14 protein-coding genes are annotated in these 17,773 nt (G+C 35.9%); 5 read left to right on the top strand and 9 right to left on the bottom strand.

Annotated elements, in window-relative coordinates; translation table 11 throughout:
• Positions 1–19: 19 nt before the first annotated feature.
• From PBT91_RS02530 to PBT91_RS02510, 5 genes are read right to left on the bottom strand one after another with little or no spacing between them, the layout of a single operon-like run.
• Entirely contained in the window at positions 20–709 is a 690-nt protein-coding gene (locus tag PBT91_RS02530; RefSeq protein WP_270060236.1) for a YjjG family noncanonical pyrimidine nucleotidase, read from the bottom strand.
• Entirely contained in the window at positions 696–1,985 is a 1,290-nt protein-coding gene (locus PBT91_RS02525; protein WP_270060235.1) for a polysaccharide deacetylase family protein, read from the bottom strand. The genes PBT91_RS02530 and PBT91_RS02525 overlap by 14 nt, the downstream gene beginning before the upstream one ends.
• An 11-nt stretch (positions 1,986–1,996) precedes the next feature.
• Positions 1,997–2,695, bottom strand: a complete 699-nt coding sequence (radC, locus tag PBT91_RS02520) for a RadC family protein (protein ID WP_270060234.1) — start codon at positions 2,693–2,695, stop codon at positions 1,997–1,999.
• Positions 2,696–2,744: 49 nt separating this feature from the next.
• Positions 2,745–4,097 (bottom strand): UDP-N-acetylmuramate--L-alanine ligase, encoded by a 1,353-nt coding sequence (locus PBT91_RS02515; protein WP_270060233.1) that lies wholly within the window; start codon positions 4,095–4,097, stop codon positions 2,745–2,747.
• A 54-nt stretch (positions 4,098–4,151) separates the two neighbouring features.
• Positions 4,152–5,039, bottom strand: coding sequence for a tetratricopeptide repeat protein (locus PBT91_RS02510; protein WP_270060232.1), 888 nt, complete (start codon positions 5,037–5,039; stop codon positions 4,152–4,154).
• 201 nt (positions 5,040–5,240) lie between these two features.
• Here PBT91_RS02510 and PBT91_RS02505 point away from each other — a divergent pair, with 201 nt between their 5' ends.
• Genes PBT91_RS02505 through PBT91_RS02495 form a run of 3 tightly spaced genes read left to right on the top strand, consistent with a single transcriptional unit; the run spans position 5,241 to position 12,330 of the window.
• Entirely contained in the window at positions 5,241–9,752 is a 4,512-nt protein-coding gene (locus PBT91_RS02505; protein ID WP_270060231.1) for a gliding motility-associated C-terminal domain-containing protein, read from the top strand.
• 20 nt (positions 9,753–9,772) lie between these two features.
• Positions 9,773–10,711, top strand: a complete 939-nt coding sequence (locus PBT91_RS02500) for a PorP/SprF family type IX secretion system membrane protein (protein WP_270060230.1) — start codon at positions 9,773–9,775, stop codon at positions 10,709–10,711.
• An 11-nt stretch (positions 10,712–10,722) separates the two neighbouring features.
• A complete protein-coding gene (locus PBT91_RS02495; protein ID WP_270060229.1) occupies positions 10,723–12,330 on the top strand; it encodes an OmpA family protein in 1,608 nt (535 codons plus the stop codon).
• A 331-nt stretch (positions 12,331–12,661) separates the two neighbouring features.
• On the opposite strand, the gene PBT91_RS02490 is transcribed toward PBT91_RS02495, so the two are convergent.
• From PBT91_RS02490 to hpt, 4 genes are all read right to left on the bottom strand, one after another.
• Positions 12,662–13,189: a DUF4136 domain-containing protein gene (locus tag PBT91_RS02490; RefSeq protein WP_270060228.1), complete on the bottom strand. Its 528-nt coding sequence runs from the start codon at positions 13,187–13,189 to the stop codon at positions 12,662–12,664.
• A 149-nt stretch (positions 13,190–13,338) separates the two neighbouring features.
• Complete coding sequence (obgE, locus tag PBT91_RS02485) at positions 13,339–14,355, bottom strand: GTPase ObgE (protein ID WP_270060227.1); 1,017 nt, start codon at positions 14,353–14,355, stop codon at positions 13,339–13,341.
• Between the two features lie 14 nt (positions 14,356–14,369).
• Entirely contained in the window at positions 14,370–14,942 is a 573-nt protein-coding gene (locus tag PBT91_RS17590; RefSeq protein ID WP_333474218.1) for an adenylate kinase, read from the bottom strand.
• 10 nt (positions 14,943–14,952) lie between these two features.
• Entirely contained in the window at positions 14,953–15,483 is a 531-nt protein-coding gene (gene hpt / locus PBT91_RS17585; protein ID WP_333474217.1) for a hypoxanthine phosphoribosyltransferase, read from the bottom strand.
• 121 nt (positions 15,484–15,604) lie between these two features.
• On the opposite strand from hpt, the gene PBT91_RS02475 reads away from it, so the two are divergent.
• Positions 15,605–16,759 carry a 5-(carboxyamino)imidazole ribonucleotide synthase gene (locus tag PBT91_RS02475; RefSeq protein WP_270060226.1) on the top strand — a complete coding sequence of 385 codons (1,155 nt, stop codon included), beginning with the start codon at positions 15,605–15,607 and terminating at the stop codon, positions 16,757–16,759.
• A gap of 309 nt (positions 16,760–17,068) precedes the next feature.
• The gene (purE, locus tag PBT91_RS02470) at positions 17,069–17,557 is read left to right on the top strand and encodes a 5-(carboxyamino)imidazole ribonucleotide mutase (protein WP_270060225.1); all 489 of its coding nucleotides are present in this window, start codon (positions 17,069–17,071) and stop codon (positions 17,555–17,557) included.
• Positions 17,558–17,773 lie beyond the last annotated feature (216 nt).

Raw genomic sequence — 17,773 nt, 5'->3', positions numbered from 1 at the left:
AAAAGTATTAAAGTCCATTCTACAAAAACTGATTAATCTTTTTCAAATTGTTTAATCCTATAATATCTTTGTAAATCGACTTATTGTAATAATCAAAATAAATCGTGTGTAATCCAAAGGCGGCAGCACCTTCGATATCTGCTTCGTAATTATCCCCTATCATCACCGATTTTGCCGGTAAAGCTTTGGCTTTTTTAAGCGACATTTCAAAAATAGTTGGATGTGGCTTTTTAACACCAGCTTCTTCAGAGGTTGTTATTGTTTCAAAATAATTAAGAATATTAGCATTCTTCATTTTTTTATGCTGCACTTCATCAAATCCATTGGTAATAATATGAAGTTTGTATTTATCAGAAAGATAATCCAAAGCTTCCAAGCCACCATCCAGAAGATGATTATATTCAGAAAGATAAAGAATATAATCATTAGATAACTTGGCAATATCTTTATCAGAGAGATTGTAAGACAAGGCTTCAAAAGAATCTTTTAACCTGCCATAGCGCAGTTTCTCTTTAGAAACTAAATTTTTGCGATAATTCTCCCAATATTTAAAATTGACAGGAACATATACTTCCAAAAATTTGGATAGATCTATCTCTATGCTATTCAGCTTAAAAATATATTCGAAAGTAAGTGCAGAATTTTTATCAAAATCCCATAGCGTATGGTCTAAATCAAAAAAAATATGCTCTATATTATTCAATTTCATGAATTTGTTTTAATAGTGAATAATACCTACTGCTATTATAATATTCTGAAAAGTCTTCATTCTTGAAAATCGTCCTAAAGGTTCCTCCTACGCTTTTTACCCTTTCATGAATTTTACTAATTTCTTTTTTCAATTCTTCGGAAGAATATTTTTTACCCACATTAGAATTGAAGATATAAGGATGAATTTGCAGCGGACTGGTAATTTCCATATTAATATCATAAAACAAAAATGAAAAACAGGTCCCGGCTCTAAATCCCAAATCGTCTGGGTATCCCATAGAGTAATCATTTTCAAACTCTAATTCTGCCAACGTATTAAAATGCTCAGGGATGCCAAGATCGTAACTTGCATTTAAAACATTTTCTAAAGGATAATGGATAATATTTTCTAATCGCACCTTTTCTACGCGTAATGTTTTAATAACCTGAGAAGAATAATGACCTAACAGCAATCCAATTTTAGCATAATCTGAGACATATTTTATATTGGATCGATAAGGCATTCTGTTGTAATTTATATTCCTATCATACAGTGTAAAATCTGCAACCTTGAACATAAAAATCGTAGATAATGAATGTTTTTTTACCAACTGCACCAACTCATCAAAAATATCGTATGGATCTCTTTTAAGTTTCATCCAAGATTTTACACGATCTACAAATCGATGAAAATGCAATTTTACTAAATCATTACCCCATCCAACCATGCTCCTAATAACTCCCTTATTACTAAAAACAAAACCATGCTCTATAGCAAAAATAGTCTCTGCTCTAAAATTGGTTGTATTAAAAAGCATCTCTGGAAATTTCTCTTTTAAAACTTCTTTAAATTTGTACGCCCAAATATCTACAACAGGTGTTTTTAGAAAGCTTTCTTTATAGGCCAAACTTTCTGAAACCGGAAACCGGCCAGCTTTATCTTTTACATGTGGTAGATATTCTTCGTATCTAGTAAGTAAATAAAAAGAGGCGGCAAATATATCGAAAGGCAAATTGCTATGGTCACTTACCGGGAAAAAGCAAACTGTATTTCCCCAAGGCTGTACCTTAACTTCCAGCTCTTCAAAACCATGTTCTAGTAATAAATCTGTATTCTGAATAAAAAACTCGTTCCCTAACGGCTGTTTTCCGTAAGACATTTTAAAACCATCATGCGCTACAAACTCCTCTATTTTGGAGGTAAATTTAATCTCTATCCCCAGCATATTTGTACATATATGCTTAAAAATATAGATAATTCTAGGAGTAACTTTTTGCGTGTAGACCAGTAGCATTTAGGGAATTTTTAAAGAATCGCTTCGTCCGCAAAGCTAAAATAGGACATTTCAGTTACAATTATGTGATCAAGCACTTTTATATCCAGACTTTCTGATGCTGTTTTTAATTTTTGCGTTAAATTCTTATCAGCAGTACTAGGCTTTAATGTTCCAGAGGGGTGATTATGCGCCAGAATTATAGAAACTGCACCCATCTCTAGTGCCTTTTTAAGTGTGAGTCGCACATCCACCAGAGTACCGGTAATTCCGCCTTTACTTAATTGCAATTTATCAATAACTTTATTAGAATTATTTAAATAAATAATCCAAAACTCTTCGTGTGGCAACTCGCCAATAACAGGTTGCATTAGTTCAAAAACAGATCTACTAGAAGTAATCTTGGTTCTTTCTAAGGCATTTTCTAAACGTCGCCTTCGACCAAGCTCTAAAGCTGCAATGATGGTAATTGCTTTCGCCTCACCAATTCCGCTAAACTTACAAAGTTGGCTAACCGTTAGCTTTCCTAATTCACTAAGGTTATTTTGTGTTGAGGCCAAAATTCGCTTACTAAGCTCTACTGCGGTTTCTTTACGATTGCCAGAACTTATTAAAATAGCAATCAATTCTGAATCACTTAAAGCTAGCTTCCCCTTTCTAAGCAATTTTTCTCTTGGCCTATCATCTATTGCCCAATTTTTAATACTAAAATGTTCTGATTGCTCCTCCATTCAGTTAAAATACAACACATTAGGAAAGCATTAAAGAATTTAACCAATTTTATAATTCAGTAACAAACTGTTCTAAATCGATACCGCCATAATTTCCGCTGCTCATAAAAAGCAAAGCTGAATTATCGAAATTTGATTTTTTTAGATGATCTTCTAATTCTGAAGTCTCAGTAATTACTACTAAATCATCTCGATCGAAAGCAGACTTTATAGCTTCAGTAGAAATAGCTGTTAATTTTTTATGCGCAACAGCTTCAGAAGAATAAAACACAATTGCCGTATCGGCTGCATCCAGGGATTTTTTATATTCAGCAATAAAACTTTCATTTAAACTACTAAACGTATGCAATTCTAAACAGGCAATGATTTTTTTATCTTGAAATTGTTCTTTTACTGCATTTACACTCGCCCTAACTTTTGAAGGGCTATGAGCAAAATCTTTAAAAGCGATAAAGTCTCCAGATTCTTTAATTTTCTGAAGTCTTTTTGAAGCTCCTTTAAAAGTTGCAATGGCTTCATAAAAATCTTCTTCATCTATCCCCATATGCTGGCAAACCCACTTTGCTCCTGCAAGATTGTTTAAATTATGTTTACCAAAAATTTCTAGAGGCATATCACCTTCCGGAGTAATTAGAACTGTTTCCCCATCTTCAATGTTATATTCTGGCGTTTTATAAGGATGTTTTCTTATAGGATTAGTATTGTTCTCAACAATAGTTTTTAGCTCTAAATCCTCCTCATTATAAACAAGAATGCCACCGTTTACAATCTTATCTATAAAGATGCTAAACTGCTCCAAATAATTCTCATAAGTAGGAAATACATTGATATGGTCCCAAGCAATACCGCTTAGCAAAGCAATGTTAGGTTCGTACAAATGAAATTTTGGGCGACGATCTATGGGTGAAGATAAATATTCGTCCCCTTCAATAACCATAAAATCATTATTGTCGTTTAGCTTTATGGTATTATCTAGTCCTTCTAGTTGTGCTCCTACAAGATAATCTACCTCGCGATCATGGTAATGCATCACATGCAAAATCATACTTGTGATTGTGGTCTTACCATGCGAACCACCAACTACCACTCGAGTTTTGGTTTTAGATTGCTCAAAAATAAATTCTGGATACGAATAAATTTTCAAGCCCAATTCCTGAGCTTTCAATAATTCTGGATTGTCTTTTCTAGCGTGCATTCCTAAAATTACTGCATCTAAATCTTTTGTAATCTTCTGCGGAAACCAGCCAAAATCATTTGGTAATATACCGTTTTGCTGAAGTGAAGATTTTGAAGGCTCAAATATAGCATCATCACTACCTGAAATTTGAAATCCTTTATCGAGAAGAGCTATAGCTAAAGCATGCATGGCGCTCCCTCCTATAGCTATAAAATGAATTTTCATTGAAACAATTTTCAGCAAATGTAATTATTGCTTTTTTAAACACGAAGTTCTAGCTTACATATCCTTAATATCTTCTTTTAAATCTAAGGCTGTTTTGGAATTTCCGTCTATTTCTAATGATTTATTAATATAGTATAGCGCGGTGGACTTATCTGATTTATTTTCTGAAATTTGAGCAAGCTTTAAATAAGCTTCCGCGGGAGTTTTGAGATCCAAATAATTAAATCCCTGTATATATTTATCCATGAGAGAATCAATTTCAGATTTAGGTATTCCATACCTTAACCCTTCTTGCGCAAACTCAAAATAGAGATAATTACGCAAAACTAAAGACGGTTTACCTTTTAAAGCTTTAATACCTTCTTTTATATATTTCGCTGATTTTTGTTTTTCGTCTTTGTAATTATAAACTGAAGCCATAGCAATGCAATAGTCAAGCTTACTTAACTTATTTAAGCTTTTCGCCTGTGCTAATCCTTTTTCAAAACTACCTCCTAGTACAGAAGGAAGTTGTAAATATAATTCAGACAAAGCTCTTTTGCTTTCTATGTGATTAGGATCTAAAGAAGCTGCTTTTTCTAAGTGCTCTTTAACTTTAGGTATTAAAAAGGCTGCTTGAAATTTATTAATCTCAATAGCTTTCATGCCCATTGCACCGCCCACCTTAAAATGATATTCGGCAAAATTGGGATCCAGCTCTACTAAACTTTTATAGTTATAGATAGCCTTATCCCACTCTTTTAGATGACTAGCAATGTTACCTAAGTATAGCTTACCTGCTTCGGTAAACTCAAAATTTCGATCTATAAAAATTTCAGCCTTATCGAGTTCATAATTTTGTATAAATTTTTTCGCTGTTCTTAACTCCTCACTTGATTGCGCATTACTTTTACAACATAAAATAAAAAAAAACAGCATTCCTAAGACATTTTTTACCTCCAAACGTTAATTTTTTAAGATTACTTATAATAAATTTAAGATTTCATTTCCAAACAGCTTTAACAGTTATTGCCTAATAAGGGGAAAAATACTAATAATTCCTAAATCCTAGCATTTTTTATATCCGCATGTTAAAAATTATTACAATATTTGTGCTATAAATATTGTATTTATTAATTATTATTCGAATTTAACACCTAGCCTATGCGAAATTTTACTTTGAGGATTAGGGGAACCAAATTGTTCCTATTATCCTTTGTATTATTTATGGGAGGATTGTCTATGTACGGCCAGCAAGGTTGTCCAACAACGGCAAATACCGACCAGAATCAGACTTTCTGTTACCTACAGACTGTAGGAGAAATAGAAACTGATGGAACAACAGTTTACAGAACTGAAACATCTACGAATCCTATTCCTAGTGACGAGCTTCTTGAAAATGCAGCAACTTACTATATAGGTAATGCAGATGGAGATTGTAGTACAAGAATTGCTGTAAATATAACTGTAAATTCAGCTCCGGCTCCAGTTTCTGGATACGGAACTACATTTTCCCCTACTCTTGGATCTTCTTCAGATTCTTTCGATGTAGATGATTTAATCGCTACTTTAGTAGATGATAACCCAGGAATGAATTTAGTTGTATTTGCAGATCAATATGATACTAATACACTTCCAGGAAACACAACTTTAATTGCTGAAAACCCATATTGGGTAGGGCAAACAGGAAATGCTTGTCCTTCTGAAAGATTAGCGATTCGATACGACCCGATAGTTGCTGAAGCTCCAACAGGAGAAGCTCAGCAAACTTTTTGCCCTGAAGCAACGGTTGCAGACCTTGTAGCACAAGGTACAAGCGAAAACACTCAGGCAATTCGTTGGTATAGTACTGCTACATCTAATCCAGCTTTGGGTGATGATGTCATATTAGTTGACGGAGAAACTTATTACGCTACTCAGATAATCAACAATGTAGACTCTCCTCTTCCTCCTACAGAAAGTGAAGATAGATTTGAAGTTACGGTTACCGTTTTTGAACCGGTAAATGCTGGTGATGACGCTAGTACTGTGGTATGTTCAAATGACTCTACGCTAGATTTATTCACTCTTCTTTCTGGAGATGCTGATACAGATGGTGCATTTACTTTAGACGGCACAGATCTTAATGGTCAATTTGATCCGGCAAACTATCCTGCTGGGGAGTATTCAGTTACTTATAGTGTAGCTGATGATTGTACTACTGATGAAGCTACTTTCACAATTACGGTTACTGCGCAACCAGACGCTCCAGTTATAGGAGATCAAGAATTTTGTGAAACTGATAATGCTACTGTTGCTGATTTAGGTACCGATACTAATATAGCTATTTACGATGATGCCAGCTTATCAAATGAGCTTGCACCTTCAACAGCTTTAGTAGACGGAATTTATTTTGCAGTTGCCAGCGATGGACCTTGTACTTCTGAAGCCAGTGAATTCGAAGTAGCGATTTCTGAAGTTCCGGATGCTCCAGTTATTGCTAATCAAACTTTCTGTGAAACTGATAATGCAACTGTTGCCGATCTAGGCACTGGTGATAGCATTTCTATTTATGATGATGCTTCTTTAACCACAGAACTAGCTCCCGCTACTGCATTAACAACAGGAACTTATTATGCTGTGGCAACTAATGGTTCTTGTGTATCTGACGATACTGAATTTGAAGTAACTATAACTCCTGCAGTATCACCTAAAGCTGGAGACGACGCTTCTTTTGACGTTTGTATCAATGAAACTATTGAACTTACCGATTACCTAAGTAGTGATGCACTTACTACCGGTACTTTTTCAGGTAACGGTGTATCGGGGACACAATTCTCTGCATCTACAGCAGGTGATTACACGATCACTTACAATGTAAATAGTACTAATAGTTGTGTTACTAATGGATCTGATTCAGCTACTTTCACAATTACTGTAAACAACCCTGCTGATGCAAATGCTGGTGAGGATATGGCTTTTGATGCTTGTGTTAATGAATCTATTGATCTTGTAGCTTACCTTTCTGACAATGCAATCACTTCTGGTGAATTCACTGGAGATGGGGTTACTGAGGGAATGTTCATGGCGACTACGGCTGGAACTTATACCGTAACCTACACTGTTGATGAAAATGACACTTGTGTGAATGCCGGAACTTCTGATTCAGCTACTTTCACAATTACTGTTAACAACCCTGCTGATGCAAATGCTGGTGAGGATATGGCTTTTGATGCTTGTGTTAATGAATCTATTGATCTTGTAGCTTACCTTTCTGACAATGCAATCACTTCTGGTGAATTCACTGGAGATGGGGTTACTGAGGGAATGTTCATGGCGACTACGGCTGGAACTTATACCGTAACCTACACTGTTGATGAAAATGACACTTGTGTGAATGCTGGAACTTCTGATTCAGCTACTTTCACAATTACTGTAAACAACCCTGCTGATGCAAATGCTGGTGAGGATATGGCTTTTAATGCTTGTGTTAATGAATCTATTGATCTTGTAGCTTACCTTTCTGACAATGCAATCACTTCTGGTGAATTCACTGGAGATGGGGTTACTGAGGGAATGTTCATGGCGACTACAGCTGGAACTTATACCGTAACCTACACTGTTGATGAAAATGACACTTGTGTGAATGCCGGAACTTCTGATTCAGCTACTTTCACAATTACTGTAAACAACCCTGCTGATGCAAATGCTGGTGAGGATATGGCTTTTGATGCTTGTGTTAATGAATCTATTGATCTTGTAGCTTACCTTTCTGACAATGCAATCACTTCTGGTGAATTCACTGGAGATGGGGTTACTGAGGGAATGTTCATGGCGACTACAGCTGGAACTTATACCGTAACCTACACTGTTGATGAAAATGACACTTGTGTGAATGCCGGAACTTCTGATTCAGCTACTTTCACAATTACTGTTAACAACCCTGCTGATGCAAATGCTGGTGAGGATATGGCTTTTGATGCTTGTGTTAATGAATCTATTGATCTTGTAGCTTACCTTTCTGACAATGCAATCACTACTGGTGAATTCACTGGAGATGGGGTTACTGAGGGAATGTTCATGGCGACTACAGCTGGAACTTATACCGTAACCTACACTGTTGATGAAAATGACACTTGTGTGAATGCTGGAACTTCTGATTCAGCTACTTTCACAATTACTGTAAACAACCCTGCTGATGCAAATGCTGGTGAGGATATGGCTTTTGATGCTTGTGTTAATGAATCTATTGATCTTGTAGCTTACCTTTCTGACAATGCAATCACTTCTGGTGAATTCACTGGAGATGGGGTTACTGAGGGAATGTTCATGGCGACTACGGCTGGAACTTATACCGTAACCTACACTGTTGATGAAAATGACACTTGTGTGAATGCTGGAACTTCTGATTCAGCTACTTTCACAATTACTGTAAACAACCCTGCTGATGCAAATGCTGGTGAGGATATGGCTTTTAATGCTTGTGTTAATGAATCTATTGATCTTGTAGCTTACCTTTCTGACAATGCAATCACTTCTGGTGAATTCACTGGAGATGGGGTTACTGAGGGAATGTTCATGGCGATTACGGCTGGAACTTATACCGTAACCTACACTGTTGATGAAAATGACACTTGTGTGAATGCTGGAACTTCTGATTCAGCTACTTTCACAATTACTGTAAATGCTACTGCTAATGCAGGTGATGATGCTACCGAAAATGTTTGTGTAGCTGACACTCCGATAGACCTAAGTATATTCCTAAATGGAGCAGATGATAATGGAGTTTTCTCACTTGACGGAAACGATCGTGATAATTCTAACTTCGACATTAGCACAACAGGTACTTACGTATTCACTTACACAGTAACAAACAATTGTGGAACAGATGCTTCTACATTAACAATTACAGTTAATGAAGTTCCTGATGCACCTACCCCTAACGCTACAGATTTGAGTTTCTGTGCTGTTGACGGCGCAACTGTTGGAGACATTAATGTTCCAGGAACCAATGTAGCATATTATGCTGATGAGACTACTGAAGATGCGTTAGACGCAACTGAAGTTTTAACTTCGGGAACCTATTACGCTACTCAGACCAATGCTTCTGGATGTGAATCTGAAAGAGTTGCTATTAACGTAACCGTTGAGGATCCACAAGCACCAACTATTCCGGCTATTGAAATATGTGAATATGACGATCGATTTAACAGAACGACACTTCAAGATATAACTGAAGCTATAAATAGCGATAATGTAATTACTTGGTATGATTCTGCCGACAGTGATAATGCACTTAGCAATAATACTGTTTTAGTTGACGGAACAACTTACTATGCCAGTGCATCCAACAATGCAACAGGCTGTGAAAGTTCTACTAGAGCAACTTATGTAGTTGATTTCGGAGATTGTGAGACTCCGTTCCAAGAAGGTATTTCTCCAAATGGTGATCAGCTTAACGATACTTTTGATCTTCAATATTTAAAACTTGACTATCCAAATTATGAAGTTGAGATTTACAATAGATGGGGAAGAATGGTTTATAAAGGAAATTCATCAACTCAACCATGGGACGGTACATCAAGCGAATCTTCAATCGGAGATGACGTTTTACCAAATGGTGTATACTTCTATGTGATTGAATTCAATGACGGATCAACTCCTGCTAAACAAGGCAAAATATACTTAAGCAGATAATCAGGATAAATTAGAAAGCAATGAAAAATATAATCACAAAATATCTAATATTTACAGGCATTATCCTTTTTTCTTTAAAGGGTATGTCTCAGCAGGATCCTGTGTTCACACAATACATGTATAATATGAGTGTTGTGAACCCGGCATATGCTACAGACGATCCAGGGATGTTAAACCTTGGTGGTATTTATAGAGCTCAGTGGGTAAATGTTGACGGTGCACCTCGCACCGCCAACTTCTTCGCCCACACTCCAATAAGCGAAAGAATTGAGGTTGGTTTAACCGTAGTTCATGACGAAGTTGGAGATTGGATTAAAGAGAATAATATTACTGCAGATTTTGCTTATGTATTACCATTAACAAATAACAGTAAGTTATCCCTTGGTGCTAAGGCTGGTTTAACCACTTTCGATTCTAACACTACAGGTATTGTTCTTCCAGATCCAAACGATTTAGCTTTTCAAAACTATAATGAGACTTTCCCAGTATTTGGTGCAGGTGCTTTTTGGTTTAGCGATAATTATTATTTAGGTGTATCTGCTCCTAACCTATTTACCGCTAAGCATATCGAAAATGAGCAAGGTATAAGTGGAATAGGAGAAGAAGAAATTCACTATTACATTACTGGTGGATATGTTTTTGATCTTAGCCAAAATGTAAAATTGAAACCTGCATTTATGGCTAGAGGAGTAAAAAACTCTCCACTATCTGTTGATGTAACTGCAAATGTTCTTTTATACAATCGTTTAGAAGCTGGTCTAGGTTATAGATTCGACGAATCTGTTACAGGATTAGTAAACTTCAAGATCACGCCACAACTTCGTGTAGGATATGCTTATGATTATACTACTACGAATTTTGGAAACTACAACGACGGTACTCATGAAATCATGGTGTTGTTTGATATAGATTTATTCGGTTTAAACAAAGGATACGACAAGTCTCCTAGATTCTTCTAAAAAAGATTAATATGAAAAACATTTATAGTACATTATTAATATTTCTTGTAAGCATCGCAGCTTTCGGACAAAGGTCTGAAATCAGGAAAGCCGACAAGCTTTTCGCACAGCGAGCTTACATAGATGCTGCTTCGACCTACGAAGGAGTATCAGAAAAGAACCAGGAAGTTCTTCAAAATCTTGGAGATGCTTACTTCTACACAAATCAGATGCAAAATGCAGCTGGAGTGTACTCAACTTTATTTGAAAGACATGAAGAGATAGCACCTGAATACGAATTCAGATATGCACACTCACTTCGTGCCACAAATAAGAACGACGAAGCAGATAAGTATTTCGCATCTTACTATGATAAAGATGTAGATATGAAAGAATTCGAAGAAAGCATTGTAGATTCTAGTAATCTTTATATCTATGAGCCTAAAATGTTAGCTGCAGATAATGCTGCATCTTCAGATTTTGGAATCTCATATTTTGGAGAAAATAAAATCGCATTTGCTTCAACAAGAAATACTGCTCGTCCTATCTACCCTTGGAACAAAAAACCTGCATTAGACTTATATACAGGTGAGATTTCTGAAGAAGGTGAGATTAGCAACGTAGTACTTTTCTCTGATGCAATTAATACAGACGAGCACGAAAGCTCTGCTGTATTTAACGAAGATGGTACAGTTATGTATTTCGACAGAACTAATGAAAAGCGTTTTAAAACTGAAGAAGGTCTTAGAGTTGCTAACATTAGAATTTACAAAGCTGAATTAATTGAAGATCAATGGACAAATATTGAAGCACTTCCTTTTACTAGTGCAGAATTCTCTACAGAGCACCCAGCTTTAAGTCCTGATGGATCTACACTTTACTTTGCTAGTGATATGCCAGGTGGACAAGGAGGTTTTGACCTTTATAAAGTTTCTGTAAATGATGACGGAACTTATGGTACTCCAGAAAACCTTGGTCCTGGAATAAACACTGAGCACAGAGAACAATTTCCTTTTATCAGCGAAGACAATGTTCTTTACTTCGCTTCAGATGGTCACATAGGATTTGGAAACTTAGACGTTTATAAATCTGAAGGTGATTTTACAGAAGCTGAAAACCTTGGTAGCTCTATTAACAGTGCTTACGATGATTTCGCTTTCATTATTAACGAAGGAGAGAAAAAAGGATACTTAACTTCTAATAGAGGCGGTAACGACAACTTATATTCTTTCACAAGAACTAAGTACGTTAAGAAAACCAGACAAATTGATATTCCGCATGAAAATAGAATTTACTTCGAATTTGATAAATCTGAAGTAACTCCTGAATATCAAGAAGTACTTGATAAAGTAGTAGATATTCTTAAAGATAGTGAAGCTACAAATATTAGAATAGCTTCTCATGCCGATGCTAGAGGATCTGACGAGTACAACCTTAAACTTTCTCAGCGAAGAGCTGATTCTACTAAGGAATATTTAGTAAATAATGGTATTGCTTCTGAGAACATAACAACTAAAGGTTATGGAGAATCGCAACCAGTAAATGATTGTACTGAAGCAAAAGGATGTTCTGAAGAAGAATATGCTAAAAACCGTAGAAGTGTAATTACCTTTACTACTATGGAAGTTGTTGAAGAATAATTAAAATTAACTTCATAAAACTAAGAAGCTCCGGTATATCCGGAGCTTTTTTATTATAGGAATATTACTACTGATAATGACTAAATCAGGCTTATCTAATTAATTTACAACCATCACTATTATCACAATTTTCAAGCTCAATTTTAGAATAACAAAAGAACCCAGACTTATTTTAAATATTGAAATAATTGAACAAATATTATAGAAGGTGATTTAACAATGATCTCTAATTAATATTAGGAATGTATTTGAGAGACAGTAAAAAGTTGAAATATACCCTTTGAAAAAACTACTTGGTAAGTGTCCCAAGCTTCTTTTAAAAGACTTTTAATCACTTTTTGGGCGGATAAGCTGCTAAGGCTTTTGCAAAAACTTTATCGAATAAAGCTTGGCGCTGATCTGGATTTGCATTATAATTGAATTTAACCTCAACTTCGGCTTTCCAAACTAAAGCGTCTTTTTCTACGTCGATAAAATCGATTATAAACCGAACATAATCTTTTGGACCGCCAAGTGGAATTCCCCCAGAAACCCCTACTCCAACATTTCCACCGCCGCTACCTACGCCAACTCCCAGTGTGTTATTACTTTGCTCCTGAAATTTCTCCGTATAAACATTGATATACAAATTTGGGTTCTCTTCAGCTAAGGCTAAGCCTCCCTGACGCGTAAAATGATCGATACTATTGATAATCCTTTTTTCATCAAGCTGACTCATGTCAGTCTTAAAATCTGGAAATAACTGATATGTTTTGTAATTATCGAAATTAGTTTGCGCATCATAATCGAAAGTGGTTCTCGGCGTATTGCAAGAAACAAGGATCATACAGAAAAAAACAAGCTTAAAGACTAACTTCATATTTGACAATTTTAAACTACCTTTTAAAATTAAGCAAAAATCGTCCAACTTCTTAGTTTGCATTAAACTTTGCAAAAAGAAGCTTTAAAAATCAAAAATATCTACGAATACAGTGTAATCGATATGGATATTAAATCCAATGAAATAGTCTATTTCCTGTCCTCTGGATCTTTATTAAGCATTTCCCAAAGCTTATCTTTAAGCTCGGTTAAGCCTTGTTGTGCGACTGAAGATATGAACAAATAAGGCACCGGTAGATTTTCGTCTAATTCGGCTTTCAATTCAGCTTTTAGCTCATCATCCAGCATATCGGTTTTAGATACGGCTATTAAACGATCTTTATCCAACATTTCAGGATTGTAACGTCGAAGTTCATCCACCAATATTTCATATTCCTTAGTTACATCTTCTGCATCGGCTGGAACCAGAAATAATAATGTCGAATTTCGTTCAATATGTCTTAAAAAACGGTATCCAAGTCCTTTTCCTTCCGCAGCACCTTCAATAATTCCCGGAATATCGGCAACCACAAAAGATTTGAAGTCACGATATTTTACGATCCCCAGATTGGGTTTTAGTGTAGTGAATTCATAATCGGCAATTTTAGGTTTTGCCGAAGTTATCACCGACAGTAAAGTAGATTTTCCTGCATTTGGAAAACCTACTAAACCTACATCGGCCAACACTTTAAGTTCTAAAGTTATGTCTAATTCCTGTCCATCGATACCCGGTTGAGAGTAACGTGGCGTTTGATTGGTAGAAGTTTTAAAATGCCAATTACCACGACCACCCATACCGCCTTCAGCGATAATGACCTCCTGGCCATCTTCGGTAACTTCATCTATAATTTCTTGGGTTTCGGTATCTCTAATTACCGTTCCCAAAGGCACGTCTACAATTTCGTCCTGCCCATCGGCACCAGAGCTTCTTTGCTTACCTCCGTTACCGCCATGCTCAGCACGCACATGCCTTCTAAAACTAAATTCAAATAATGTCCAAAGGTTTTTATTTCCACGTAAAATTACGTGACCTCCACGACCACCATCACCACCATCTGGGCCACCTTTTGCTACATATTTTTCGCGATGCAAATGTGAAGAACCAGATCCACCATTTCCAGAAGATACATGTAACTTAACGTAGTCTATAAAATTCCCTTCTCTCATTATCTAAATTCGAATTATAATTTGTCGATCACGTTGCTGATTCTTGCTGTAATTTCTTCTACAGAACCTACACCATCAACACCATAATATTTATCTTGTTTCTCGTAATACTCTTTTAATATCGCAGTCTCGTCGTAGTATACTTTAATTCTATTTCTAATTACTGCTTCATCGGCATCGTCTTTCCTTCCAGAGGTTTTTCCTCTCTCCAATAAACGTTTTACCAAAACCTCATCCTCTACTTCTAAAGCAATCATTGCTTTCACTTCGGTGCCTTTACCTTGAAGAGAAGTAGCCAATGAATCTGCCTGATTTTCGGTTCTTGGAAATCCATCAAAAATAAAACCTTTAGCATCAGGATTTTTATCCACTTCAGCATTTAGCATATTGATAGTAACCTCGTCTGGCACTAGCTGACCTTTATCGATAAACGATTTTGCGGTTAAACCAAGTTCTGTTTGATTTTTGATGTTGTATCTAAAAACATCGCCTGTAGAAATATGTACTAATTGATATTTTTCTTTAAGAATATCTGCCTGAGTTCCTTTGCCCGCACCAGGAGGACCAAAGAGTACCAAATTTGTCATGTTATTTTGTTTACGATTTACGTTTGTATACTGCTGTAAGATTTCTTCCTAAACCATCATAATCTAGACCATAGCCCACTATAAATTCATTAGGAATTTCGATTCCTGCGTAATCAATATTTATACTTCCGCGATACATGGAGGGTTTATAAAATAATGTAGCAACCTTATAATCACTCACATTTTTTTCTCTCAAAATTTTATCCAGCTCTTGCAACGTGCCTCCGGTATCTACAATATCCTCCAAAATCACCACTTTTTTACCCGCAAGAGATTTATTAAGACCTATTAAAGTTCTTACATCTCCTGTAGATTCTGTGCCCTGGTAAGATCCTAATTTTACAAACTGAATATCACACTCTCTTTTGAACTTTTTCATCACTTCAGAAGTAAACATAAAAGAGCCATTAAGCACGCTTAAAAAAACAGGACGCTCATTTTCATAATCTGCGTTAAGCTTTTCTGCGATTTTTGTTATTGCTGTATCAATTTCTTCCTCACTCACATAAGGTTCAAAAACAATATCGTGTATTTTTACCAAAATCTGCTTTTTTTAAGGAAGCAAAGATACGGAATCTCATTTACAACACTCACCCAATTTCTGCAAGAATAAATAGTACAGTCTTCCTTAAAAATTTATTTTTGCACAAACAGCCTTAAATATGATTAATTATTTTTCTTCAAATTTTAAACTGGGTATTCTTGGCGGTGGCCAATTGGGCAAAATGATGCTTTACGACACACGTAAGTATGACATCCAAACCTATGTTTTAGATCCAAATAACGAAGCGCCTTCCAGAATTGCTTGCGATCATTTTGAACAGGGTGATTTGATGGATTTTGAAACTGTTTTAAACTTCGGAAGAAAAGTTGATGTTTTAACTTTTGAGATTGAAGGCGTAAATATAGACGCTTTAAAAAAGCTAGAAACTGAAGGTATTAAAACCTACCCAAGTGCGGCAACACTAGAAAAAATTCAGAATAAAGCGGTACAAAAACAATTTTATACAGAGAAAGAAATTCCAACTGCTCCTTTCAAAGTGTATCAAAAAATCGCGAATCTTCTCGCAGATGTAGAATCTGGCGCCAGATCTTTACCGTTTGTTTGGAAAAGTGCGACGGGTGGTTACGACGGAAAAGGAGTAGCTGTAATTAAGAAAGCTGAAGATTTAAAAGAATTACCGGATGCTGAATGTATTGCGGAAGAAATGATTCCGTTTAAAAATGAGCTTGCCGTGATTGTTGCCAGAACACCAAACGGCGAAGTAAAAACCTATCCGGTGGTAGAAATGGAATTTCATCCAACAGCCAACCAAGTAGAATATGTAATTTGCCCAGCCAGAATTGACAATCATGTTGCTGAAAAAGCCAGAGCGATAGCACAAAAAGTTTCTAAAGCTTTTGAGCATGTAGGCCTTTTGGCTGTAGAAATGTTTCAAACCGAAAATGATGAAATTTTAGTAAACGAAGTAGCACCACGCCCTCACAACAGTGGGCATTATAGTATTGAAGCGAGTTACACCAATCAGTTTGAGCAACATATTCGCGCTATTTTAGATTTACCTTTAGGAAAAACCGATAGCAAATTAGGTGGAATAATGGTAAACCTAGTTGGTGACAAAGATTATGAGGGCGAAGTAGTTTACGAGAATATCGATAAAATCATGAAAATGGAAGGTGTTACTCCCCATATCTACGGAAAAAAGATCACACGTCCTTTTCGAAAAATGGGACACGTAACTATTGTAAACGAAAATATTGACGAAGCAAGAAAAATTGCGGAACAGGTAAAAGGAACTATTAAAGTTAGAAGTTAGAAGTTAGAAGTTAGAAGTTAGAAGTTAGAAGTTAGAAGTTAGAAGTTAGAAGTTAGAAGTTAGAAGTTAGAAGTTAGAAGTTAGAAGTTAGAAGTTAGAAGTTAGAAAATTATCAAATCGGTTTTTGTCTGAATTTCTATTTCCTAAACTTATAAACAAATTAGCAATAAGAATAAATTACACGTCACCCTGAACTTGTTTCAGGGTCTCATTCGATTTTTCAACGGGGATGAGATTCCGTGTCAGGCACGGAATGACGAAAACAAGAGATACTATAAATTAAAAGTTTAGTAGTCAAAAAGATATAAAATGAGCAAAGTAGGAATTATTATGGGAAGTACTAGCGACCTGCCGGTAATGCAGGAAGCAGTAGATATTTTACAGGGTTTTGATATTGAAGTTGAAGTAGATATTGTTTCAGCACATCGAACTCCGGAGAAATTATTCGATTACGGAAAAAATGCTCATACTCGCGGAATTAGCGTAATAATTGCCGGTGCTGGTGGCGCCGCACATTTACCAGGAATGATTGCTTCACTTTCTCCGCTACCAGTTATTGGTGTTCCGGTAAAATCTAGAAACTCTATCGATGGTTGGGATTCTGTATTATCGATTCTGCAAATGCCGGGCGGTGTTCCCGTAGCTACCGTTGCTTTAGATGGTGCTAAAAACGCAGGGATTTTAGCTGCTCAAATTATCGGTGCTGCCGATAAATGTGTTCAAGATAAAGTGCTAGTTTTTAAAGAAGGACTTAAAGAAAAAGTGATCAAAGGCGCAGAAGAGGTTAAGAAGAAGTAGCAACTAGATCGCTTCGTTTTCAGATTTTAGATGTTAGACAATAGATTTTAGAAACAGGATACTTATTTCGAATTTTAAATGCTGAATTTTGAATGAAATTTCGCCATTTCTTTAGAATTAATCTGTAATGAAATGTACTGATTGCTGAAAACTAAAGGCTGCCTGCTAATTGATTATTGGTTATTGCTAATTGAAATCTTGTTTCCAAAAACCTAT

The organism is Zunongwangia sp. HGR-M22, assembly GCF_027594425.1.
Lineage (GTDB): Bacteria > Bacteroidota > Bacteroidia > Flavobacteriales > Flavobacteriaceae > Zunongwangia.
This window is presented reverse-complemented; position numbering and strand designations above follow the sequence as displayed.